This window comes from Burkholderia sp. MSMB1459WGS, assembly GCF_001534535.1.
In the GTDB taxonomy this organism is placed as follows: domain Bacteria; phylum Pseudomonadota; class Gammaproteobacteria; order Burkholderiales; family Burkholderiaceae; genus Burkholderia.
The window spans coordinates 167,218-189,926 of the sequence record NZ_LPMU01000023.1 but is presented as its reverse complement, the minus strand read 5'-3'; the positions used below and the strand labels follow the sequence as shown (position 1 = coordinate 189,926).

The window sequence follows — 22,709 nt, the reverse complement described above, 5'->3', positions numbered from 1 at the left end:
GCCGGCTTTTTGGTTGGAGAACCCATGCGAGCCATCATTCTTGCGGCAGGCCTCGGCTTGCGCCTGCAACAACCGCCCGAAGCGCAGTTCCCGAAGTGCCTGCTGCGCTTCGACGACGTTTCGCTGCTCGAGCGCCATCTGCGCGTGCTCGACGCCGCGGGCGTCGACGAGATCGTGCTCGGGCTCGGCTTTCAGCACGAGAAGGTCGAGCAGGAACTGAAGCGCCTCGGCCGTCAGGCCGAGATCGTGATCAACGACCGCTACGACCTCGGCAGCGTGCTGACCGTGCATACCGTCGCCGATGCGATGACGCGCGGCGGCGACGTGCTGCTGATGGACGCGGACGTGCTGTACGACGAGAACATCCTGCACGCGCTGGTGGCCGACGCCGACAAGCCGGTCGATCGCCTGCTGATCGATCGCGACTTCGAGGCCGGCGACGAGCCCGTCAAGCTGTGCCTGAAGAACGGCGTGCCGGTCGAGCTGCGCAAGCAGCTCGCGGTCGACCTCGACTACGACACGATCGGCGAATCGGTCGGCTTCTTCCGCTTCACCGAAGGCACCGCGCGCCGCCTCGCGACGATCGTCGCGGGCTACGTCGACAGCGGCCGCGCGAACATGCCGCACGAGGAAGCCGTGCGCGACCTGCTGCTCGAAGGCGGCCATTCGTTCGACGTCGCCGACGTCACCGGCTCGCCGTGGATCGAGATCGACTTCCCGAACGACGTCGCACGCGCGACGCAAGACATTCTTCCCCTGATTCAACGCACCACCGCCGGAGCCGCACGATGAACGCACGCGAACCCAACTTCACCGAATCGCGCAGCGCGCGCCTGCGCCGCATGCTCGTCAGCAGCGATCTCGAATTCCTGATGGAAGCGCACAACGGCCTGTCCGCACGGATCGTCCGCGAGGCCGGCTTCAAGGGGATCTGGGCGTCGGGCCTCGCGATCTCCGCGCAATTCGGCGTGCGCGACAACAACGAAGCGAGCTGGACCCAGGTGGTCGACGTGCTCGAGTTCATGGCCGACGCGAGCGACCTGCCGATCCTGCTCGACGGCGACACCGGCTACGGCAACTTCAACAACGTGCGCCGCCTCGTGAAGAAGCTCGAACAGCGCGGCATCGCAGGCGTCTGCATCGAGGACAAGCAGTTCCCGAAGACGAACAGCTTCATCGACGGCGAGCGCCAGCCGCTCGCCGAGATCGACGAGTTCTGCGGCAAGATCAAGGCCGGCAAGGATTCGCAGACCGATCCCGATTTCTCGATCGTCGCGCGCGTCGAGGCGCTGATCGCGGGCTGGGGGATGGACGAGGCGCTGCGCCGCGCGAACGCGTATGCGGAAGCCGGCGCCGATGCGATCCTGATCCACAGCAAGCTGTCGCGTCCGGACGAAATCCTGCAGTTCGCGCGCGAATGGAGCGGCAAGGCGCCGCTCGTGATCGTGCCGACCAAGTACTACAGCACGCCGACCGACGTGTTCCGCCAGGCCGGCATCAGCACCGTGATCTGGGCGAATCACCTGATCCGCGCGTCCGCATCGGCGATGCAGGCCGTCGCGCGCGAGATCCACGAGAACGAAACGCTGATCAACGTCGAAGACCGCGTCGCGTCGGTCAACGAGATCTTCCGCCTGCAGGACGCGGACGAGTACTCGGCGGCCGAGCGCATCTACCTGTCGTCGTCGTCGCGCGCGTCGAACGCGGCGGTCGTGCTCGCCGCGAGCCGCGGCAAGGGCCTCGAAGCCGTCACCGAAGACAAGCCCAAGGTCATGCTGCCGGTCGCCGGCAAGCCGCTGTTGCGCTGGCTCGTCGACGGCTTCAAGAAGCAAGGCGTGAACGACATCACCGTGGTCGGCGGCTACCGCGCCGATGCGATCGACACGTCGGGCATCAAGCTCGTCGTCAACGAACGCCATGCGCAGACGGGCGAGCTCGCGTCGCTCGCCTGCGCGGCCGAACGACTGACCGGCGACACCGTGATCTCGTACGGCGACCTGTTGTTCCGCAGCTACATCCTGCGCGACCTCGCGGAGAGCGAGGCCGAGTTCAGCGTGGTGGTCGATTCGTCGCTGACCGAGCCGTCGAACCAGAGCGTGCGCGACTTCGCCCTCTGCTCGGCGGCCGACGATCGCGGCCTGTTCGGCCAGAAGACCTACCTGCAACGCGTGTCGAGCGACGTCGCCGCGGGCACCCCGCACGGCCGCTGGATCGGCCTGCTGAACGTGCGCGGCGCCGGTGTCGACCGCCTGAAGGCGATGCTCGCGACGCTGCAGGCGCGTCCTGATTTCGACACGCTCGACATTCCGTCGCTGCTGAACGAACTGATCGCCGCCGGCGAGAAGATCGAGGTGCAGTACGTGCACGGCCACTGGCGCGGCGTCAACGACCTGGAAGATTTCCGCCGCGCGGGCGACTTCGCGCACGGCCAGACGCCGCTGTCCGAACCCGGTGCCGGCAACGGGGGCGTGCAATGATCGAAGCGGCACAGTTCGTCGAGGCTGCGCGCGAACGCGGCTTCGACTGGTACGCGGGCGTGCCCTGCTCGTACCTGACGCCGTTCATCAATTACGTGCTGCAGGACCCGACGCTGCACTACGTGTCGGCCGCGAACGAAGGCGACGCGGTCGCGCTGATCGCAGGCGCGACGCTCGGCGGCAAGCGCGGGATCGCGATGATGCAGAACTCGGGGCTCGGAAACGCGGTGAGCCCGCTCACGTCGCTGACCTGGACGTTCCGGCTGCCGCAGTTGCTGATCGTCACGTGGCGCGGCCAGCCCGGCGTGGCCGACGAGCCGCAGCACGCGCTGATGGGGCCGATCACGCCCGCGATGCTCGACACGATGGAGATCCCGTGGGAGACGTTCCCGACCGACCCCGAACAGGTCGGCCCGGCGCTCGACCGCGCGATCGCGCACATGGATGCGACGGGCCGCCCGTACGCGCTCGTGATGCAGAAAGGCAGCGTCGCGCCGTATGAGCTGAAGGCGAACCCGGCCGCGAAGCCGCGCGCGCACGTCGCCGCGCAATCGTCGTCGCGCGCCGGGTCGGCCGATGCTTGGCCGACCCGCCACGACGCGTTGCAGCGCGTGATCGCGCATACGCCGGTCGATTCGACCGTCGTGCTCGCGTCGACCGGTTTCTGCGGCCGCGAACTCTACGCGCTCGACGATCGCCCGAACCAGCTGTACATGGTCGGCTCGATGGGCTGTGTGACGCCGCTCGCACTCGGCCTCGCGCTCGCCCGCCCCGACCTGCGCGTGGTGGCCGTCGACGGTGACGGCGCCGCGCTGATGCGCATGGGCGTATTCGCGACGCTCGGCACCTACGGCCCGGCCAACCTCACGCACGTGCTGCTCGACAACGGCGCGCACGAATCGACCGGCGGCCAGGCAACGGTGTCGCAGCATGTGTCGTTCGCGGGTGTCGCAGCCGCATGCGGGTATGCATCGGCGGTCGAAGGCGATACGCTCGACGTGCTCGATGCGGCACTGGCCGCCACGGGGAATGGTGCACAGTTCGTTCGCGTGGCGATCCGCACGGGCGTGCCCGACGGCCTGCCCCGCCCGACCGTCACGCCGGTCGAGGTCAAGACCCGTCTGATGCGGCACATCGGCGCCGCGCAGACCGCCGCCCACGTTGAAGGAGCTCATTGATGCTGCTGCTGAACCCCGGCCCGGTCACGCTCACCGAACGCGTGCGCCGCAGCCTGCTGCAACCCGATCTGTGCCATCGCGAAGGCGAATTCTTCGACCTGCAGGACGAAGCGCGTGCGCGCCTCGTCGCCGCGTACGAACTCGATCCGGCCGAATGGGCCGCCGTGCTGATGACGGGTTCGGGCACCGCCGCCGTCGAGAGCATGATCGCGGCGCTCGTGCCGCAGGACGGCAAGCTGCTCGTGATCGAGAACGGCGTGTACGGCGAGCGGATCACGCAGATCGCCACGCAGTACGGGATCGCGCATGACGTGCTCAAGCATGAATGGATGCAGGCGCCCGATCTCGCGCAGATCGGTGCGAAGCTCGATGCGGGTGGGTACTCGCATGTCGCCGTGATTCATCATGAAACGACGACGGGCCGGCTGAACGACCTCGGCGCGATTGCGGCAGTGTGTCGGGCGCGCGGTGTGAAGATGCTCGTGGATGGCGTCAGCAGCTTCGGCGCGGAAGCGATCGATTTTGCGGGCGGCGACATCGACGCGGTTGCCGCGACCGCGAACAAGTGCCTGCACGGCGTGCCGGGTGCGGCGTTCGTGATCGTGCGCCGCAGCGCGCTCGCGAAAGCTGCGAGCCGGACTTACTATCTCGATCTCGGTCGACTTGCAAAGCTGCAGGATCAGCGGAATACGCCGTTTACGCCGTCCGTGCACGCGTATTACGCGCTCGTCGAGGCGCTGCGCGAGTTTGATGAAGCCGGCGGCTGGCGTGCGCGGCATGCGCATTACAAGGCGCTTGCGGATCAGGTTCAAGCCGGGCTTGCGGCGCGCGGGATGCCGCTGGTGTTGCCGGAAGGCGCGTCGTCGGTTGTGCTGCGTGCGTATCGGTTGCCGCAGGGCGTCACGTACGAGACGCTGCATGATGGGCTGAAGGCGCGTGGTTTTGTGATTTATGCGGGGCAAGGCGGGCTGTCGAAGGAGCTGTTCCGCATCTCGACGATGGGCGCGATTCAGGCGGCCGATGTCGAGCGGTTGCTGGATGGGTTTACGGCGTTGACGCGGTAAACGTCGTCCGCAACTTCGTCTACAAAAAAGGCCCGCAAGGGCCTTTTTTGTTGTCATTTGCAAATTCCTGGGGCGTGGAACACGTTGTCGGCATTCGGCCATGAGCGGTCAACCAGATGCATTGAGCAAGCGTCCGATTGCACGCGTGAAGCGGACTGTCGGCGGGCGCCGGCTGACGGGTGCTTAGCCGAGGGCACGTCAGAGTTCGTCTACCGAGACTGAGTCATCGAAATAATAGCTGTTCTCACACTTATATCCCCATTTCTCGCCGCGTCGGCGGATGCGCGGTTCGAACGTTAAGCATAATACTTCACTAGTCGACGGTGGTCCCCGTAGCGCCGCAGCCCAGTACTCAGCCCCGCAAGGGATTAAGATCACGTCGACAAACACACCGGCGTTTGAGCTGGGATCAACCCAAAAGGGGCTTAGATTGGCGACTATAAATGACCCGAAATGCCGAGGCTGTGGGGTCACCCTGACCGGCAGCAACGATTCCGAGGCGCACATCATTCCCAATGCATTGGGTGGACGATTGAAACCGAAAGGGATCATCTGCCGCGAATGCAATACAAAGCTCGACGGCGTTGCTGACAATGCTCTAGTTCAGGCATTTGGCAGTTGGCCTACACTGCTCAACGTCCCTCGTGATCGAGGCGACCATCCCGATAAAGACGTGACCACACAAAGCGGCCGTCGTGTGCGACTTTCCACTGACGGCTCGATCACCAGAGTTGACCCCGTCTATACGGTCACGGAAACAATTGACGGCCACAAGCTTGAGATCGGAGCCGGGGTCCCGAAAACGTTCCGCCAGTTGCTCCAGCGCGCGGCAAATCAGTTTCCGCAGATCAACGTGGAGCAGGCGCTACAGTACGCTCAAGTCATCGGCATCAACGATGGTGATGCCCTAAAGATGCAGCTGGATTACAGCCCGCTTGCGACTTTCGGCGGTATCGTGTCCGCGCTGTGGCTGTATATCATTAATGTCACCGGGCACGCTATCATGGACTGGAAGCGCCTTCTGGAAGTGATCGCCTCGATGCAGAAGAATGGCGGAACATTCCGATACATGATAGAAGGCTTGCCGGGGCTGGTGGGCCCAGATATCCCATTCGGCCACAGGATCATCATGCGCTCGGTGCCTAATACCGGAGAACTAATTGCATACGTCGAAATCCTTGGCGTGCTCCGGGTCGGTGGAGTATTCGCGAGATCAGGCGGCCTCTCACAACTCATTGAGCATATCTACGTGTACGACCTCAATGATCAGACAGATCGAAGCCACGAGTTCTCCATTGCAGCCTCCGAGTTCGAACTTCAAGACTGGGCGGCTGTCGGGCTAGGTCCGGCGGATGCTAGTGCACTCAGCAATCACTTTGTGACAAGGGCTGAGGACGTGTTCGGAACGGTGTATCGCAACCGCTTTTCGGAAGGGCCGACGGGGCAGGCTGAATAGTTTGGTTGCCACGCCGGATAGAATACACATACGATCAATAATCGGGCTGAATTTAGAAATCCAAGACATACTGCATTTCAAAAAATGAAGAAACCTATTCGCGCTCCGATGGATCCATCTGATTTTCCGCTTTCTTTTAAAGATGTCGCCTCGGGCGTTTATTTTTCAGAGGTAAAGGCTCCTGCCGATGGGGTTTACGATACCGTACACGCAATTGTTGATAGCAATATATTAAGGTCACTGAACGCATACCCCGGATTATTTAAGCGATTGGCGTGGATTTTAGGTCCCGGCGTCACCCTCCACGTTCACGTAGGCCAATTTGCATACGAACAACTCTTGAGCAATCGAGATTCCGCTCTCGGGAAGTTGAAAGATTTGACGGAGCATCCTGCTTTGTCCGATTTCTTTTTGCCGGGGTTCGCCGCATCCTTCATCTCGACTCTAAAGACGGCCGAATCCGATATGCGCGTGCTGATCGGCATTCAAGCAGTCTATCTATTCGCGATACGTTCATTGTTCGAGCGAAAAAAAACGACTGAAGATACGATTGAACGCCTAAGGGAGGTAATTCGCGGAAATGTCACAAGACTATCTTCGCTGTATTTCATGGGAATCTTGTTCCTGCGTGGGAAGGTAAACTCAAGATTGGCATTTACCGATAGCAATATAAAAGTTCAAGACTGGGCCAACCACTTCCTCGCGGTTAGAAAAGAAGAAGTCGGCGATCCCGGTCGATGGGCTCGCAATCGAGCTTTCGATTTTATGTTGTTTTCTAACGCTCCGGCCCTGAATATGTCCCCGGAAGGCGGGATGCATGGGAGATTAATAACGGTAACCAACGATTCGTATGCCGCCCAATGTTTGTACCGACTATTCGCATACCACGGCGAACAACAGATGGATACGGCCTGGAATGCGATATTCAATCTTTCTTGTTTAAAGAAAGTTGAAGACCCGATCTTCGAATTGGTCAACGAGGAGTCAAGGTGGATTCATGATGCATCCGCAAACAGTGAGAAGCCCTCCACCGATGAGCGAAAGATTCGCGTAAAGAACCTGATTGACGCATCGCTTAAATTATTGACAGAAGAGCATAAGGGCGATCTTATGCGTGTTTTGTACGAGTTCGAGGTATTCTCGTGGATGGAAGCCGATTCAGATAAAGAGTAGATCTCTAAATGATTTTAAAAGTATTTGCTTTATCTTTGTTTTCCGACTACGGATCGACATCGTTTCAGCTCGCAGCTAAACTTGGCCAACTGCGTGATTGGTAAGTCGGTCATGGATATTTGGCCAAGGCGGCCGCGTCTCGAAACCATTTGAGAAGTCCGCTTTCACATTCAGACCGGACTCCGGCCTCCTCCCCCGGATCGCCCGCGATGGGTCGATCTGCGCCGGTCGTGCGCGACGGGGCGATGGCCGGCCGCGCTCGGCCAAGAAGCGACTCCTTGTGGACGGTAAAATGCGGCTGAAACGCGACGCGTCTGGGTCATTCAACCTGTTTGGCGCCGCCCAAAGGAACAGGAATGGACACGATAAAAGTCGTTGATCTTCTTAACACGTCGGGACGAATTCTGGACGGAATGCGAAACCTCATAGTGCGCTCTCGACCACCAAAGGGCGGCCCCGACCGTATGCGAGTGGCGCTGGTGCTGACAATCGCAGAGCAATTCGAGGCTGCCTTGCGGCTCGGAAATGCTCATATGAGCACACATGCGGCTACACACGTTCGCTCGATGATCGAAGCGCTAGTTGTCATGCGAAAGCTAAAGACGAATGCTGGCTACGTAAATCAGTTGCGTTACGACAAACTGCACGGGGAAAAACGTGTCTACGAGGGAATACTTTCCGATCCGAGCATTCCCGATGAAGCGAAGCTGTCGGTCAAGAATCGACTCGATACTTGTCTGTTGGAGTTCAACTCACTACATGCCGAAAAGTATCGCCCGAAGAAGATCAGCCAGGAATTTGGCGATACTGGTCTTTTTCATCTCGTCGGCCCCTACGCGATGCTTTGCGGCTTTTCACATAACGACCTCGCCGTGCTCGCTTTTCGACATCAGGGTGATAGCAGTATGGTGTACAAGCAGGATGACGATCCCACGTTAGTGCAGTCCGTTTTTTCCACTGGTCTTATAGTGCTTATGGATGCCGCCCATCAGTTCGGCAAGATCGCGAAATTTCCGGACGATTATTTTGAGCCAATTTTTTCCTCCATGAACAAGGAGTGGCACGGCGTACTCGACAAGACCGTTGTAAGCTGATGTCGTTCGAATTGCGCGGGAGGGTGTTAGTGTTAGCGCGCAGCACTGCTGCTTCGAACGTCTCATATCGGTGATACAGCGGACCGGCACCTATGCTGCTCGGACGACTCAACCGGGCCGGTAAGCAACTCCCACGCATATCAATGAAAACAACATCTCCGATCACGACAATGAGAATCCTGCGCTTCGCCCCGCTGCTGGCGCTCGCCGCCGCCCCCATCGTTCACGCCGCCGATAGCCAGTCCTGCAGCGACGAAACAGTCACAGCCGTTGCCCGCTGGGCCGGCATCGCGAGCGCACGCATCGCCACGCGCGATGCGGACCGGCTCGTCGTCGCGTCGGCGTGCAAAGCCATGCCGAACGCACCGGAAACGACGATCGCGGCCGTCGCGTTCGATTCGCTGCCGAAAAGCAAGAATCCCGACGAAAGCAAAAAGCTGCAGGTGATCGCACTCGTCGAGGGCAGCAAGGTCGTGGCGGCCGATCGGTCGGTGGTCGAGGAGGATGCGGCGACCGAGATCGGCGAGAACAGCTATCGCATCGACACGGCGCCCTACCGCTTGTCGCCCGACGTGCGCGCGTTCGGCGTGGTGTTTACCAGCAGTGCACGCGGGCCGAGCTGCCCGGATGCCAACGCCAGTGAAGAGTTGACGCTGTGGGTGCGCGAAGGCAGCCGTATCCGCCCGGTGTTCGGCACCAACCTCTACGGCTGGGTCAGCGTCGAAGGCGACGCCTGCGGCCCGGGTGCAGGCGATGCGCGCAGCGAAGAGGCCCGCATGACGATCGCCATCGAGAAAACGTCGAGCCACGGCTTCGCCGACCTGTCGATCACGGCGCACATCGCGCAGACGCAACGCAAGAACGGCGATTACTCGGATACGGGCAAGCGCACCGCACGCATGATCGTCCACTACGACGGCAAGTCGTACGGCATCGACATGTTCCGGAACTTCTGGTATTCGCCGGCCGCGATGAAACGCTTCAAGTAACGCCGTGGGCGCGACACTGCCCCGCCCACCTACTCCATCACCTTCGGCCCGATCGCGTCGGTCGGTGCCGGCATCCGCAATGCGTCGTCCCGCACGCGTCGCGCCTCGCGCGCCGAATAGCGATCCTTGAGCCGCAGGAACGGCTTCTCGACGAGAAAATAGCTGGCGGTCGCGGCAATCAGCGCCCACACGATGCCGAGCGGAAACGCATGCGCGACCGGCAGATTCGGATTCGCAAACGGCTGCTGCCACAGATAGAGACTGAACGAAATCGTGCCGACGAACACCACCGGCCCGGCGCGCAACCAGCGCGCGCACCAGAACTCGCTGCGGAAATTCAGCACGACGATCACGATCGCGATCAACGCGGCTTCGAGCGTCACGCCGTACGTCGCATTCCAGAAGCCGCCGAGCCGGTGTTCGGCGAGCGGCATGCCGAGCAGCACGACGAACACGAGCGCCGTCACGATGCGCGCCTCGCCGCGCCACGAGTCGACCCACGCTTCGAGCCGTTCGCGGTTAAGCGACGCATAGCAGCCGATCAGGATCGGATCGACCCCGGTGTGGAGCATCATCCCGAGCTGCCCGCGCAGCGCCGGCGCGACGAAATACGTGGTCGCACGCACCAGCGGCACGATCAGGATCAGCGCGGCCAGCCAGCGCGTGCCGGCGCGGCGCATGCCGAACACGAACAGCAGCGGCCAGAACCAGTAGAACTGCTCCTCGAGCGCGAGCGACCAGAAATGGCCGAGGTACCACGCACCGTCCGGATGCAACGCGTTGTCGCCGGTCAGCCCGAACCACGCCGAGTAATTCCACAGGTGCAGCGCCGCATAGAGCCATTGCCGGCGATCGACGTCGAACCAGCCGGTGAAGGCCGCGATCGCAACGGCCGCGAGATACACGTAGCAGGCCGGCCAGATCCGCAACGCGCGGCGCACGTAGAACGACGTCAGCGCGACGCCGCCGGTGCGCGCGAACTCGGCGCGCAGTACGTTGGTGATCAGGAAACCGCTCAGCACGAAGAAGATCAGCACGCCGAGCCTGCCGTCGGCGATCAGCCGCAACGGCGCGTACCAGCCCGTATAGCCGCCGGGCAGCACATGCTCGGCATGACCGACGACGACCATCGCGACCGCGACGGCGCGCAACCCGGTCAACTGCGTGACGCGATGGTTCATCGGCTGGTGTCCGTTGGCACGGTAAAGGAACGGGAATCGGCCGGCGCCCGATTGGCCCGCCGACCCGCCGCCGGGATTTTGTATGAAAAATATCGGAATGAAATTGCTTCAAAAATCCGGAGCGCAAATACGGCCAGCGGAGGACGCCCCGCCACAAGGGGCCAACGTCCGACGCGGTGAATGGGCATAATGACAAGCCTTGTCCGGCGGTGGCCGGTCCGATGCCCACGCAACGAATTTTGCGGCGCAGCAACATCCGCAGTACCGTACCCTGCCCGCACATCGGCCCGCGCTTCGTCCGCCCGCTGTCGCCCCTTACCCGGAGCCTACCTGTGTATCCACCGATCGAACCCTACGCCCACGGCCACCTCGACACCGGCGACGGCCATCGCATCTACTGGGAGCGCTGCGGCAACCCGGCCGGCAAGCCCGCCGTGTTCCTGCACGGCGGCCCCGGCGCCGGCTGCGGCCCCGACCATCGCCGCCTGTTCGATCCCGAGCGCTACGACATCCTGCTGTTCGACCAGCGCGGCTGCGGACGCTCGACGCCGCATGCGAGCCTCGATAACAACACGACGTGGGATCTGGTCGCCGATATCGAACGCCTCCGAGAGATGGTCGGCGCCGAGCAATGGCTGGTGTTCGGCGGCTCGTGGGGCAGCGCGCTGGCGCTCGCGTACGCGGAAACCCACCCCGAACGCGTGAGCGCGCTGATCGTGCGCGGCATCTTCACGATGCGTCGCGCCGAACTGCTGTGGTATTACCAGGAAGGTGCGTCGTGGCTGTTCCCCGACCACTGGGAAGACTTCCTCGCTCCGATTCCGGAGGCCGAGCGCGGCGATCTGATGGCCGCCTACCATCGCCGCCTCACGGGCAACGACGAAGCCGCGAAGCTCGAAGCCGCACGCGCGTGGAGCGTCTGGGAAGGCCGCACGATCACGCTGCTGCCCAATCCCGCGCTCGCCGCACACTTCGCGGACGGCCACTACGCGCTCGCATTCGCGCGGATCGAAAACCACTACTTCGTGAACAAGGGCTTCGTCGAGGAAGGCCAGTTGCTGCGCGACGCGCATCGGCTCGCCGGCATTCCGGGCGTGATCGTGCAGGGCCGCTACGACGTCGCGACGCCTGCACGTACCGCATGGGAGTTGGCGAAGGCGTGGCCGGATGCGACGTTCGAGATCGTGCCCGGCGCCGGGCATGCATACAACGAACCGGGGATTCTGGAAGCGCTGGTCGCGGCGACGGACCGGTTCGCGAGCTAACGGCTCGGTATCAGCGAGTCGTTTCCCGGCGCGTCGAATCCGCAGGCGCGTCGGGATTGAGGCCCTGCTCCCAGTCACTACGTTTCGGGGGCTTCGTCACGCGAATCAACACCAGCGCAACGCAGAACGTGAGAACTGCGTACCGCGTGATCAGACTCCACGGAATCGTCACACGTGAATATTCGTGCGGCATGTAGCGAATCAGCGACGTTGCCACCGGCACGTAGCTCAACAGCATGAACAGCATCGCGACGGCGGACGTCATCAACGACATGCCGCAATACCATGCGCGCTGCCCGCGCGGCGCAACGGCGGTGCCGAGGAGCAGCGTTGCCGCGGCCGCAATCAGCAAGTCCATCGGCGGCGTATTCGGCAACACGTAGCCAAACGTGCCGGTGCGCATCGTCGCGTACGCGATCGCCCAGTAATGCAGCGTGGACGACGCAGCCAGCAGGCCGACGGACGCGAAACGCCGAGCCGTCGGCGTTGTCGTGGCGTGCGGCAGGCTCAGAAAGTCATTGCTCGTCCGGTTGTACATCAGCACGAACGTCGCAAGACCCAGCGGCAGCGCAATGACCACCATGATCCACGACGACAGCATCAGTATCGCGACACTCAACGCGATCCAGACCGCCACGTTCAGCGTTCGCCCCCAACGGCGACGCAACGCAAGCGCGACGTGCCCCACGACGCTTGCAAGCATCGCTGCGAACGACACACCCTGCACAGCCCAAAGCTGCCAGGACCAGGACGAAAGCGCGGCCAGCGACTGGTCGCGCAGGACCACCCTGGCGAATGGGACGAAGGCCAACAGCGCGGTGATGTTTTGCAGGATGCCGTGATACGCGATCACGCGAATCGTCGTATAGCGGCGGTAATCGGGATTGGCGGCATGGGTCGTGGACATCGAACATGCAAGAATGAGCGAATCGGACCCGCAGCATACTCCTTGATTTTCGACGCTCGCGCAGCCGCCTATTGCATTACAACGCGGCTTCGACGATCGTCCGGCCGCTGATCGCCCGCTCGACGAGCTGTTCGTCGCCGACCTTGCGGATCGCGTCGTCGAGCAGCCCTTCCGGTTCCTCGGTCGCCACCTTCAACAGGCCCGACAGCCCGCGCGCATCGAGCACCACCAGCGTCTCCATCGAATCCGCGCGGCTCACGAGCACGCGGCGGAACGCCGGGCCCGCGCCGAAGCTCGCACAAAGCTCGATGGTCTCGCTACCGAGCGTGTAGTCGAAGTGCTTGATCATGATCTGCCGCCGTTGCATGGAAATGGCGCCGCGCGACGGCGCGGCGCCGTGACGTCGACGCACCCGCGCGTGCCGCCGACGCGCCGGACCGGAGTCCAAGCCGTTCGCCGGCATCACCATGCTAGGCGTGCAGTATTAACGAAGACTTAAAGCGCGCGAGCCACGCCCGGCGGCCCTTCAGGCCGCATCGAGCGGCTCGACCGTCACGCCGACCCTCAGCTCCTGATCCGCCCCGCCGCCGCGGATCACGCCGCGCAGCGGCGTCACGTCCGCGTAGTCGCGGCCGACCGACAGCATCACGTAGTCGTCGCCCGGCGCACGATCGTTGGTCGGATCGAGTTGCAACCAGCCGCCGTCCTCGGGCCACGCCGGGTCGTACACGTCGACCCACGCATGCGACGCGTCGGCGCCGATCAGCCGCGGCTGGCCGGGCGGCGGCTGCGTCAGCAGGTAGCCGCTGATGTACCGCGCGGCCAGCCCGAGCGAGCGCAGTGCGCCGATCATCACGTGCGCGAAATCCTGGCAGACACCCTTGCGCAACCGCAGCGCGTCGAGCGCCGACGTCGTGATGTCGGTGCTGTTCGGCGTATACGCGAAATCGGCATGCACGCGCCGCATCAGGTCCCACGCAGCCTGCACGAGCGGCCGTTGCGGCGTGAAGCTCGCGGCCGCGTACGCGGCGAGTTCGGGGTCGCACGCGACGTGCGGCGACGCGAACACGAACTCGCTCGCCGGGTCGTACGGTTGCCCCGCGCGGAACCGCAAGCGGTCGCGCACGGCCTCCCACGCCGTTGCGTGTTCGGCCTCGGGGTTCGCGATCGCGGGCGGCGGTGCGCCGCGCGCGCCCCGCGACCACACGGGCGCGCTCACCCGCACCGTGCTGCGGCTGCGCACGAGCAGCGCGTCGTGCGGCTGGTTCAGCGCGAACGACGCGCGTGCGTTGCCGAACGCATCGATCTCGGTGCAGATCGTTTCCGGTGAAGGTTCGATGTCGAACGCGAACGACAGCACCTGCTGTCGCGGCGTCGCGAGCGGCTGCAGGCGCGCCTGGTGCTGCGCGGATTCGACGCGTGCCGCGTAGCGGTATTCGGTGTCGTGCGTGACGCGCAGCAGTCGGCCCGGTGTGGCGGCAGCCGGCGTGATCGGCGCGCTCGACGAACCCGGCTTGGTCGATCTGGCCGGCGCCGGCGGCGTGACCGCTGCCGGCTGCGCGACTTCGGAACCGGGCGTGGGCGGCGTCTTCGCCGCGTGTTTCGTCGTCACCATAGCGTCCTGCCCGCCTCGCGCACGTGACTGAAATAGCGCTCGCCGATCCGGTTCGACAGCTCCCACACGGCCTTCGCGGTCGTGTCGAGCGCGGCGAGCAGCTTGCCGTGCCGGCCATCTTCATCGGTTTCGCACAGCTCGTGCAGCGACCACGCGGGAACGTCCGGAATCGCCTCGGCCAGCTCGGACAGCGCGTAGCCCTCGCTGCGCTCGACCTTCGTCAGCCGGCCGCGCAGCGCCTGCACGACCCAGCCGAGCGAGCGCGGGTTGTCGGTATCGAGCACGACGAGCGACAGCAGCGGCGCGACGTCGAAGCCGCGCTGAAAGCGCGAGCGGAACGTGATCGTGCTGTCGAACAGTTCGAGCACGAGTTCGAAGCCGTCCTGCCGGTGCACCGCGCCCTCGTCGAAGGCGAACTTCAGCACGCTGCACAGAAAGTCCAGCCGGTCGATCTGCCGGCCGATCGACAGCAGCCGCCAGCCGTCGTCGCGCGTCATGTTGTCGGTCTGCGCGCCGGTGATCGCGCCGAGCAGCAACCCGAGCCGCTCGAGCAGCTGCAGCGCTTCGTTGCCGAGCTGCTCCTCGGCTTCCGGATGGTCGGCGCTGTCGGCAAACAGCTGCGTCGCGTCGTCGATCAGCCGCCACTGGTCGCTCGACAGCCGCTCGCGGATCGCCGCGGCCGCGCCGCGCATCCCGAACAGGCACGACGCGATGCCCGACGTGCGGTCGGCGCCGCGCGTGAGCGACGTCGCGAGCGCGTACTGGAACGCGCGCGGTGCATCGACGGCATTCGGCGCATCGGCGGCGATCAGTCCCGTATCGCGGCACAACGTATCGATCAGCTCCAGATGCGCGGGACTGTCGACGTCGTCTTCGCCGCGCAACCGCTCGAGCGCGGCACGCGCCAGACGCATCAGATTGGTCGCGCGCTCGGTGTAGCGGCCGAGCCAGAACAGGTTCTCGGCTGCACGGCTCGCGATCGCGCGCGGCCGCTCGACGAGATCGTCGGGGCCGAGGTGCGTCTGCAGCAGCGTCGTCGAATCGACGATGCCCTCGGTCATCACCCACGTATCGACGGTGCTGCCGCCGCGCGGCATCGGCGCGTTGAACAGCGTGTCGCGCGTGCCGACCCGCGACAGCCCGCCCGGCAGCAGCCGCCAGCGCTGCGCGCCATCGGCGAGCGCGAAGACGCGCAGCAGCAGCGGCTTCGGCACGATGCGCGCGCTGCCGTTGCCGTCGGGCGCATCGGGTCGCGGCCAGGTCGGCGCCTGCGACAGCGGCAGATCCGCCTGCACCGTGTAATGGTCGGGCCGCGCGAGAATCCGCGCGCGCCATTCCGCCAGTTGCGCCTGCGTGAGCCGCGCGCCGATCACCGGTTCGAATGCACCGCCTTCCTGCACGTCGGGTGGATAGGATGCCTTGACGATGCCGCGCGCGAGCTGCGGCAGCGCGTCGTCGCACGCCGCCGCCTCGCCGCACCACCACGAATGCACGGCCGGCAGCGTCAGCGTTTCGCCGAGCAAGCCTTCGGCGAGACGCGGCATGAAGCCGAGCATCGCCGGCGATTCGAGGAAGCCCGAGCCCGGCGCGTTCGCGAGCAGCACGTTGCCCGCGCGCACGGCCTGCAACAGCCCCGGCACGCCGAGCATCGAGTCGGGCCGCAATTCGAGCGGATCGAGCCACTCGTCGTCGACGCGCCGCAGGATGCCATGCACGGGTTCGAGGCCGCTCAGCGTCTTCAGGAACACGCGGTTGTCGCGCGCGGTCAGGTCGCCGCCTTCGACGAGCGTGAGGCCGAGATAGCGCGCGAGATACGCGTGCTCGAAATAGGTCGCGCTGTGCGGCCCCGGCGTCAGCAGCACGATCCGCGAATTCTTCGCGGCGGGGCTGAGCGACTGCATGCTCTGCAGCAGCGCACGGTACGCGGATGCAAGCCGCTGCACGCGCAGCCCGCGAAACCCGCGCGGAAAGAGCCGCGACACGATCAGCCGGTTCTCGAGCAGATAGCCGAGCCCAGCCGCCCCCTGCGTGTGTTGCGCGACGATCCGCCACTGGCCGTCCGGGCCGCGCGCGAGATCGAACGCGACGACGTGCAACCAGGTATCGCCCGGCACGCGCGCACCGCGCATCGCACGCAGGTAGCCGGGGTGGCCGGTGACGAGCGCGGGCGGCAACAGCCCGCGCTGCAGGATCGTCTGCGGCCCGTACAGGTCGGCCAGCGTCGCGTTGAGCAGCCGCACGCGCTGCAGCACGCCGCGCTCGATCGCGACCCAGTCCTCGGGCGTGACGATCAGCGGCAGCAGGTCGAGCGACCACGGGCCGACCGCGCCGTCGCCGGCGCGCTGCTCGTGCAACTGGTAGAACAGGCCGTTCTCGCGCATGCGCCGGTGCAGCGCGTCGGCGCGGCGGTCGAGGTCGGCCACGCCGTCGCTGCCGATCGACGTGAAGAAATTGCGCCACGCGGGTGCCAGCGCGGGCGCGTTCAGGCCGGCCGCGCTGCCGCGCAGTTCGTCGTAACGGCCGGCGGCCGCCGGCGCCGCGAGCGCGGCGGCCAGTTCGGCGGCGTCCGGCTGGGCGCCGGAATCGAAAAGCGTGGGCATCGCGTCGAGAGCGGCGAGATGATCAAGGTCAATGGGCGGCACGATGTCGTTCCGTCGTCAGGGTGCAACCGCACATGCGCGCCGCCGCACCGGCGGCGAGCTACCGCGGCGCACGGCCGCAATCTGCCCGCATCCTAGCATTCCGGCGCGGCCGCCGGGAGGTCGCGAACCCCGCATCGTCGTCCACCCTGTCATCGATCGATCACGGCCGCCGCAAGTCGAGCGTGAACGGGAATTCGCGGCTCGGCGCGGCGGCCGCGACATCCATCCGCCCCGGCGTGTGCCCGATCTCGACGAAGCGCGCGAGCCGGCGGCTCTCGGCTTCGTACGCATTGACCGGGAACGTCGCGTAATTGCGGCCGCCCGGATGCGCGACGTGATACCGGCAGCCGCCGAGCGAGCGTTGCAACCACGTATCGACGATGTCGAACGTGAGCGGCGCATGCACGCCGATGGTCGGATGCAGCGCCGACGGCGGCGACCACGCCTTGTAGCGCACGCCCGCGACGTACTCGCCGACGGTGCCGGTCGGCTGCAGCGGCAGCGCGCGGCCGTTGACGGTCACGACGTGCCGGTTGTCGTTCAACCCCGTCACGCGCACTTCGAGCCGTTCGACCGACGAATCGACGTAGCGCACCGTGCCGCCGATCGCGCCCTCCTCGCCCATCACGTGCCACGGCTCCAGCGCACCGCGCAGCGACAGCTGCATCCCGTTCACCGCGATCTGCCCGAACAACGGAAAACGGAATTCGAAGTGCGGCGCGAACCACGCCGGATCGAACGCGAAACCGGCGTCGCGCAACTCCGCCAGCACGTCGCCGAAATCCATCTGAAGAAATGCCGGCAGCATGAACCGGTCGTGCAGCGCGGTGCCCCAGCGCGTGAGCGGCGTCGTGTACGGTGCGGCCCAGAAGCGGGCGACCAGCGCGCGCAGCAGCAGTTGCTGGACGATGCTCATCCGCGCATGCGGCGGCATCTCGAACGCGCGCAGTTCGAGCAGGCCGAGCCGGCCGGTGGACGAGTCGGGCGAATACAGCTTGTCGATGCAGAACTCGCTGCGGTGCGTGTTGCCCGTCACGTCGATCAGCAGGTTGCGCAGCACGCGGTCGACGAGCCACGGCGGCATGTCCTGCCCGAACAGCAGCTTGTTGCGCTGGATCTCCGCGAACGCGATGTCGAGCTCGTAGAGCTGGTCGTTACGCGCCTCGTCGACACGCGGCGCCTGGCTCGTCGGCCCGATGAACAGCCCCGAGAACAGGTACGACAGCGACGGATGGTTGTGCCAGTATGCGATCAGGCTCGCGAGCAGGTCCGGGCGGCGCAGGAACGGGCTGTCGGCCGGCGTCGCGCCGCCGAGCACGAAGTGGTTGCCGCCGCCGGTGCCGACGTGCCGCCCGTCGACCATGAATTTCTCGCTGCACAGCCGGGATTGCCACGCGGCGTCGTACAGGAATTCGGTCTGGTCGACGAGTTCGTCGAAGCTCGCGGCCGGATGGATGTTCACCTCGATCACGCCGGGATCGGGCGTCACCTGCAGCAGCTTCAGTCGCGCGTCGCGCGGCGGCGGATAGCCTTCGAGCACGAGCTTCACGCCGAGTGCGTGCGCGGTCGACTCGATCGCGCCGAGCAAGTCGAGATAATCCTCGAGCGCGGCGAGCGGCGGCATGAACAGGTACAGGATGCCGTTGCGCTCTTCGACGCACAGCGCGGTGCGCGTGATCCAGGCGGCCGATTCGAAGCGCTCGGGCCGGCGATGCGGGTCGACGGCGCCGGGCCGCCCGCTCGCGGCCGCGCCGTCGGCACGCCACTGCATCACGGTCGGCGCGGACGCTTCGCGATGCACGCCGGCCAGATAGCGCGGCGCGTCGGCCGGGCCCGCGTAGCGGGCGCGGATCGCGGCGGCGTCCGGCAGCGCATCGCGCGGCGCGAACGGATCGCGTTCGACCAGGTACGGATAGTCGGCGCGGGCCGTCCACGGCAGCGAATCGAGCGGCAGCCGATACCCCATCGGCGAATCGCCGGGCACCAGATACATCCGCTCGTCACGGAAAAACCACGGGCCCGTCTGCCAGCGCGGCCCGTCGAGGCCCGGCCTGTCGAGGCCCGACCGATCGCGGCCCGGCCCGTCCTCCATGCGCTTGATCGGCAGCACGTAACCGACCACGCTGTCGAGCTGCTGCTCGAACACCTTGCGCAGCCGCGCGCGTTCGAGCTCGTCGTCGAGGCGTGCGTCGAACGGATCGACGTTGACGGGCAACCGACGCTCGCGCCACAGGTAGTACCAGACGTCCTCGTAGCCGGGCCGGATGAATTCGCCGGTCAGGTTCAGCCGCGCGGCGAGCGCATCGATGAAGCGCTTCGCGTCGTCGGTGGTATACGCGGACGGCTCGCGCTCGTCGGCGAACAGCGACGGATCGTGCCATACCGGCTGGCCGTCCGCGCGCCAGAAGATCGACAGCGCCCAGCGCGGCAGCTGCTCGCCCGGGTACCACTTGCCCTGCCCGAAATGCAGAAAGCCGCCGTCGCCGTATTCGGCGCGCAGCCGCTGCACGAGTTCGGTCGCGTAGCCGCGCTTGGTCGGGCCGAGCGCATCGGTGTTCCACTCGGCGCCGTCGCGATCGTCGATCGACACGAAGGTCGGCTCGCCGCCCTGCGTGAGCCGCACGTCGCCGGCGGCCAGCGCGCCGTCGACCTGCGTGCCGAGCGCCAGCACGGCATCCCACTGCGACTCCGTATACGGCTTCGTCACGCGCGGCGACTCGTACACGCGCGTCACGCTCATCTCGTGCTCGAACGACACTTCGCACTCGTCGATCAGCCCTTCCACCGGCGCGGCGCTCGTCGGCTGCGGCGTGCACGCGAGCGGAATATGCCCTTCGCCGGCGAGCAGGCCCGACGTCGGATCGAAGCCGATCCAGCCGGCGCCCGGCAGGTAGACCTCGCACCACGCGTGCAGGTCGGTGAAATCGACCGACGTGCCGCTCGGGCCGTCGAGCGATTTCACGTCGGGGGTGAGCTGAATCAGGTAACCCGACACGAAGCGCGCGGCGATGCCGAGATGGCGGCACAGCTGCACGAGCAGCCAGGCGCTGTCGCGGCACGAGCCGGACGCGAGTTCGAGCGTCTGCGCGGGCGTCTGCACGCCGGGCTCCATCCGCACGAGATAGCCGATGTCGCGCTGAAGCCGCTGGTTCAGCGCGACGAGGAAGTTCACGGTGCCGGCCGGCGTGCGGTCCACGCCGTCGAGATACGCGCGAAACAGCGGCGCGGCGCTCGTCTGCGGATCGCATGCGAGATACGGCGCGAGCTCGGTCTTCAGCGCGTCGTCATAGCTGAACGGGTATTGTTCCGCGCTCGCTTCGAGGAAGAAGTCGAACGGGTTGTACACCGACATCTCGGCGACGAGATCGATCGTGATCTCGAAGTGCTCGGTGCGCTCCGGAAACACGAGCCGCGCGAGATAGTTCGAAAACGGATCCTGCTGCCAGTTGATGAAGTGCTGCGCGGGCTCGACCGTCATCGAATACGCGAGGATCGGCGTCCGGCAATGCGGCGCGGGCCGCAGCCGCACGACCTGCGGGCCGAGGTTGACGAGCCGGTCGTAGCGATAGCGGGTGGTGTGATGCAGCGCGACGTGGATGGACATGGGAGCTCGAGTCGGGTTGGGCCGGCCGGGGCCGCCGCGTCGCTTTCGACGCGGCGGCCCCGGCATGGCGGATTCGGCGAAGGCGCGCGCCGGGTCAGACGAGTTCCGGCGTCTGCACGACGCTGATCTCGACGCCGACGGCCGTCGCGCCGAGCCCCGTCACCGGCTGCGCGTCGCGATGGTCGAGGCCGACCGCGATGCGCACGTAGCGTTCGTCCGGGCAACGGTTCATGAACGGGTCGAAGCCGACCCAGCCGAGCCCATCGACATAGGCCTCGGCCCACGCATGGCCGGCCGGCTGCTGCATCAGCGCGGCGGCTTGCGGCTGCGTGCCGAGCGCCGCCTGCGACTGCCCTTGCGATTGCGATTGCGATTGCGATTGCACGGCACGCGACGCGCCGAGTACCTGTTGCATGCCGTCGGCGCTCTGCAGCGCGAGCGCCTCCTCGTCCTCGACGTCGCCCGCCTGCTGTTTCGCATCGGCGATACGCTGCATCGCGCCGTCGGCCAGCACGTAACCCGAGATGTAGCGTGCGGGAATCTTCAGCACGCGTGCGGCCGCGATGAACGCGTGTGCATGGTCGCGGCTCGTGCCCTCGCCGCTTTGCAGCGCGGTTTCCGCATCGACGGCGGCGTCGCCGGCCAGGTTCGGTGCGTACGCGATGCGGCCGTGCACTTCCGTCATCAGCCAGTGCAATGCGTCGAGGCCTCGCGGCTCGATCGGCAGCGCGTCGGTCAGCGCGCGCACGGTGTCGCCCGCCTTCGTGAGCGCGGTCTCGCGCTCGAAGATCCACGGCGGCGCATAGCCTTCTGGATTCCCGAGTATGCCCGCGCGGTCCTGCGTCTCGACGACGCCGGCCGCCACGACGACGATCTCGGCCTTCGCGCCGCGATCGTGGCGCACGAGGTCGATCCGGTTGCCGAGCCCGTCGGCGTAAGACAGCGTCGGCTCGACGCCGTCGATCGTGACCTGCCATGCGCGCACCGTTTGCCCGGGCCCCGACTGCGGGCGCAGCCGCAACCGTTGCAGTGCATGGGTGGCCTGATCGTCGAACTGGTAACGCGAAATGTGTCGGATGGCGAGTCGCATGGCAAGCCTCAGTCGAAGTTGTAAGCCTGGGCGATTTCGAGCCCGAGGCTGTTGTTGCGGCCGATGAAGTCGGTCAGGAACTCGTGCAGGCCGCTCTTGAAGATCCGCTCGACCGAGGTATCGGACAGCATTTGCAGAATCTTCGTGGCCGTGTCGTGACACGGGTGTGTCACGCCGTAATCCTTCGCGAGCAGGTTCAGGCTCGACACGACGCGCCCGTAGCAATAGCGCAGCGAACGCGGCATGCGGCCGTTCAGGATCAGGTAGTCGGCGATGTTGAGCGGCTTGTACTGCACGTCGTACACCCAGCGATACGAACGGTGTGCAGCCACGCAGCGCAGGATCGTCTCCCATTGGTAGTTGTCGAGAATCGTGCCGACGTGCGATACCGATGGCAGCAGCAGGTGGTATTTCACGTCGATGATCCGCGCGGTGTTGTCCGCGCGTTCGACGAATGCGCCGATCTGCGCGAAATCGAAGATCTCGTTGCGCAGCATCGTGCTGTAGAAGCTGCCGAGGATCAGCGCGGTTTCGCGCTTCACCTGGTCGAGCACGGCCGGCAGCTCGCTTTCCGGCACCGGCTGCGCCAGCGCGCGGCGCAGCGCGAGCCACGCGCCGTTCACGCTCTCCCACGCCTCGCGCGTCAGCGCCGTGCGCACCATCCGCGCGTTCGAGCGCGCCGCCTCGATGCACGACAGCACGCTCGACGGATTGTCGCGGTCGCGCAGCAGATAGTCGGTCACGGTATCGGCCGCATACGCGTCGTATTTCTGCCGATAGCCGTCGTCCGCGCCCGAGCTGACGAGCACCGACGACCATTCGGCCGGCGCGTCGGCCGTGCGCGTGAGCGCCATCCGCAGCCCGGCATCGACGATGCGCGCGATGTTCTCCGCGCGCTCGATATAGCGGTACATCCAGTAGAGACCGCTTGCAGTACGTCCCAGAAGCATCTCGTGTCCACTCCGTCTTCGTTC

At 65.5% G+C, this 22,709-nt stretch carries 17 protein-coding genes; 9 read left to right on the top strand and 8 right to left on the bottom strand.

Annotated features, from left to right (window positions below; genetic code table 11):
* The first annotated feature begins 24 nt into the window (after window positions 1-24).
* From WT97_RS08575 to WT97_RS08540, 8 genes are all read left to right on the top strand, one after another.
* Window positions 25-792, top strand: a complete 768-nt coding sequence (locus tag WT97_RS08575) for an NTP transferase domain-containing protein (RefSeq protein WP_034205043.1) — start codon at window positions 25-27, stop codon at window positions 790-792.
* On the top strand, window positions 789-2,477 hold the full coding sequence (aepX, locus tag WT97_RS08570) for a phosphoenolpyruvate mutase (RefSeq protein WP_060035975.1): 1,689 nt from the start codon (window positions 789-791) through the stop codon (window positions 2,475-2,477). The genes WT97_RS08575 and aepX overlap by 4 nt, the downstream gene beginning before the upstream one ends.
* The gene (gene aepY, locus WT97_RS08565; RefSeq protein ID WP_059831361.1) at window positions 2,474-3,655 is read left to right on the top strand and encodes a phosphonopyruvate decarboxylase; all 1,182 of its coding nucleotides are present in this window, start codon (window positions 2,474-2,476) and stop codon (window positions 3,653-3,655) included. The genes aepX and aepY overlap by 4 nt, the downstream gene beginning before the upstream one ends.
* Entirely contained in the window at window positions 3,655-4,719 is a 1,065-nt protein-coding gene (locus WT97_RS08560) for a 2-aminoethylphosphonate aminotransferase (protein WP_060035976.1), read from the top strand. The genes aepY and WT97_RS08560 overlap by 1 nt, the downstream gene beginning before the upstream one ends.
* A 430-nt stretch (window positions 4,720-5,149) precedes the next feature.
* A complete protein-coding gene (locus WT97_RS32445; protein ID WP_179949760.1) occupies window positions 5,150-6,175 on the top strand; it encodes an HNH endonuclease in 1,026 nt (341 codons plus the stop codon).
* A gap of 84 nt (window positions 6,176-6,259) precedes the next feature.
* Window positions 6,260-7,348 carry a hypothetical protein gene (locus WT97_RS34040; RefSeq protein ID WP_156440234.1) on the top strand — a complete coding sequence of 363 codons (1,089 nt, stop codon included), beginning with the start codon at window positions 6,260-6,262 and terminating at the stop codon, window positions 7,346-7,348.
* A gap of 356 nt (window positions 7,349-7,704) precedes the next feature.
* Window positions 7,705-8,442 carry a DUF5677 domain-containing protein gene (locus WT97_RS08545; RefSeq protein WP_156440233.1) on the top strand — a complete coding sequence of 246 codons (738 nt, stop codon included), beginning with the start codon at window positions 7,705-7,707 and terminating at the stop codon, window positions 8,440-8,442.
* A 170-nt stretch (window positions 8,443-8,612) separates the two neighbouring features.
* Window positions 8,613-9,431: a hypothetical protein gene (locus WT97_RS08540; protein ID WP_060035980.1), complete on the top strand. Its 819-nt coding sequence runs from the start codon at window positions 8,613-8,615 to the stop codon at window positions 9,429-9,431.
* 29 nt (window positions 9,432-9,460) lie between these two features.
* Here WT97_RS08540 and WT97_RS08535 read toward each other — a convergent pair whose 3' ends face one another.
* Complete coding sequence (locus tag WT97_RS08535; RefSeq protein ID WP_060035981.1) at window positions 9,461-10,612, bottom strand: acyltransferase; 1,152 nt, start codon at window positions 10,610-10,612, stop codon at window positions 9,461-9,463.
* A 332-nt stretch (window positions 10,613-10,944) separates the two neighbouring features.
* Here WT97_RS08535 and pip point away from each other — a divergent pair, with 332 nt between their 5' ends.
* A complete protein-coding gene (pip, locus tag WT97_RS08530) occupies window positions 10,945-11,877 on the top strand; it encodes a prolyl aminopeptidase (RefSeq protein WP_060035982.1) in 933 nt (310 codons plus the stop codon).
* A gap of 10 nt (window positions 11,878-11,887) precedes the next feature.
* Here pip and WT97_RS08525 read toward each other — a convergent pair whose 3' ends face one another.
* The 7 genes from WT97_RS08525 to WT97_RS08495 form a co-directional block, all read right to left on the bottom strand.
* Window positions 11,888-12,784 carry a hypothetical protein gene (locus WT97_RS08525; protein WP_257127544.1) on the bottom strand — a complete coding sequence of 299 codons (897 nt, stop codon included), beginning with the start codon at window positions 12,782-12,784 and terminating at the stop codon, window positions 11,888-11,890.
* A gap of 76 nt (window positions 12,785-12,860) precedes the next feature.
* On the bottom strand, window positions 12,861-13,133 hold the full coding sequence (locus WT97_RS08520; protein WP_059500877.1) for a hypothetical protein: 273 nt from the start codon (window positions 13,131-13,133) through the stop codon (window positions 12,861-12,863).
* A 177-nt stretch (window positions 13,134-13,310) separates the two neighbouring features.
* Window positions 13,311-14,399 (bottom strand): transglutaminase family protein, encoded by a 1,089-nt coding sequence (locus WT97_RS08515; RefSeq protein WP_060035983.1) that lies wholly within the window; start codon window positions 14,397-14,399, stop codon window positions 13,311-13,313.
* The gene (locus WT97_RS08510) at window positions 14,393-16,999 is read right to left on the bottom strand and encodes a circularly permuted type 2 ATP-grasp protein (protein WP_060353268.1); all 2,607 of its coding nucleotides are present in this window, start codon (window positions 16,997-16,999) and stop codon (window positions 14,393-14,395) included. Before WT97_RS08510 ends, WT97_RS08515 begins: the two co-directional genes overlap by 7 nt.
* Before the next feature lie 202 nt (window positions 17,000-17,201).
* Window positions 17,202-20,645, bottom strand: coding sequence for a DUF2126 domain-containing protein (locus tag WT97_RS08505; protein ID WP_060035985.1), 3,444 nt, complete (start codon window positions 20,643-20,645; stop codon window positions 17,202-17,204).
* Between the two features lie 94 nt (window positions 20,646-20,739).
* On the bottom strand, window positions 20,740-21,735 hold the full coding sequence (locus tag WT97_RS08500; protein WP_060353267.1) for a transglutaminase family protein: 996 nt from the start codon (window positions 21,733-21,735) through the stop codon (window positions 20,740-20,742).
* 8 nt (window positions 21,736-21,743) lie between these two features.
* Window positions 21,744-22,685 carry an alpha-E domain-containing protein gene (locus WT97_RS08495; RefSeq protein WP_059500757.1) on the bottom strand — a complete coding sequence of 314 codons (942 nt, stop codon included), beginning with the start codon at window positions 22,683-22,685 and terminating at the stop codon, window positions 21,744-21,746.
* Window positions 22,686-22,709 lie beyond the last annotated feature (24 nt).

Coding starts and splice junctions, on each gene's coding strand:
- WT97_RS08575 (WP_034205043.1), top strand. CDS start 25: ATGCGAGCCATCATTCTTGCGGCAGGCCTCGGCTTGCGCCTGCAACAA.
- aepX (WP_060035975.1), top strand. CDS start 789: ATGAACGCACGCGAACCCAACTTCACCGAATCGCGCAGCGCGCGCCTG.
- aepY (WP_059831361.1), top strand. CDS start 2,474: ATGATCGAAGCGGCACAGTTCGTCGAGGCTGCGCGCGAACGCGGCTTC.
- WT97_RS08560 (WP_060035976.1), top strand. CDS start 3,655: ATGCTGCTGCTGAACCCCGGCCCGGTCACGCTCACCGAACGCGTGCGC.
- WT97_RS34040 (WP_156440234.1), top strand. CDS start 6,260: ATGAAGAAACCTATTCGCGCTCCGATGGATCCATCTGATTTTCCGCTT.
- WT97_RS08545 (WP_156440233.1), top strand. CDS start 7,705: ATGGACACGATAAAAGTCGTTGATCTTCTTAACACGTCGGGACGAATT.
- WT97_RS08540 (WP_060035980.1), top strand. CDS start 8,613: ATGAGAATCCTGCGCTTCGCCCCGCTGCTGGCGCTCGCCGCCGCCCCC.
- WT97_RS08535 (WP_060035981.1), bottom strand. CDS start 10,612: ATGAACCATCGCGTCACGCAGTTGACCGGGTTGCGCGCCGTCGCGGTC.
- WT97_RS08525 (WP_257127544.1), bottom strand. CDS start 12,784: ATGTCCACGACCCATGCCGCCAATCCCGATTACCGCCGCTATACGACG.
- WT97_RS08520 (WP_059500877.1), bottom strand. CDS start 13,133: ATGATCAAGCACTTCGACTACACGCTCGGTAGCGAGACCATCGAGCTT.
- WT97_RS08515 (WP_060035983.1), bottom strand. CDS start 14,399: ATGGTGACGACGAAACACGCGGCGAAGACGCCGCCCACGCCCGGTTCC.
- WT97_RS08510 (WP_060353268.1), bottom strand. CDS start 16,999: ATGCCCACGCTTTTCGATTCCGGCGCCCAGCCGGACGCCGCCGAACTG.
- WT97_RS08505 (WP_060035985.1), bottom strand. CDS start 20,645: ATGTCCATCCACGTCGCGCTGCATCACACCACCCGCTATCGCTACGAC.
- WT97_RS08500 (WP_060353267.1), bottom strand. CDS start 21,735: ATGCGACTCGCCATCCGACACATTTCGCGTTACCAGTTCGACGATCAG.
- WT97_RS08495 (WP_059500757.1), bottom strand. CDS start 22,685: ATGCTTCTGGGACGTACTGCAAGCGGTCTCTACTGGATGTACCGCTAT.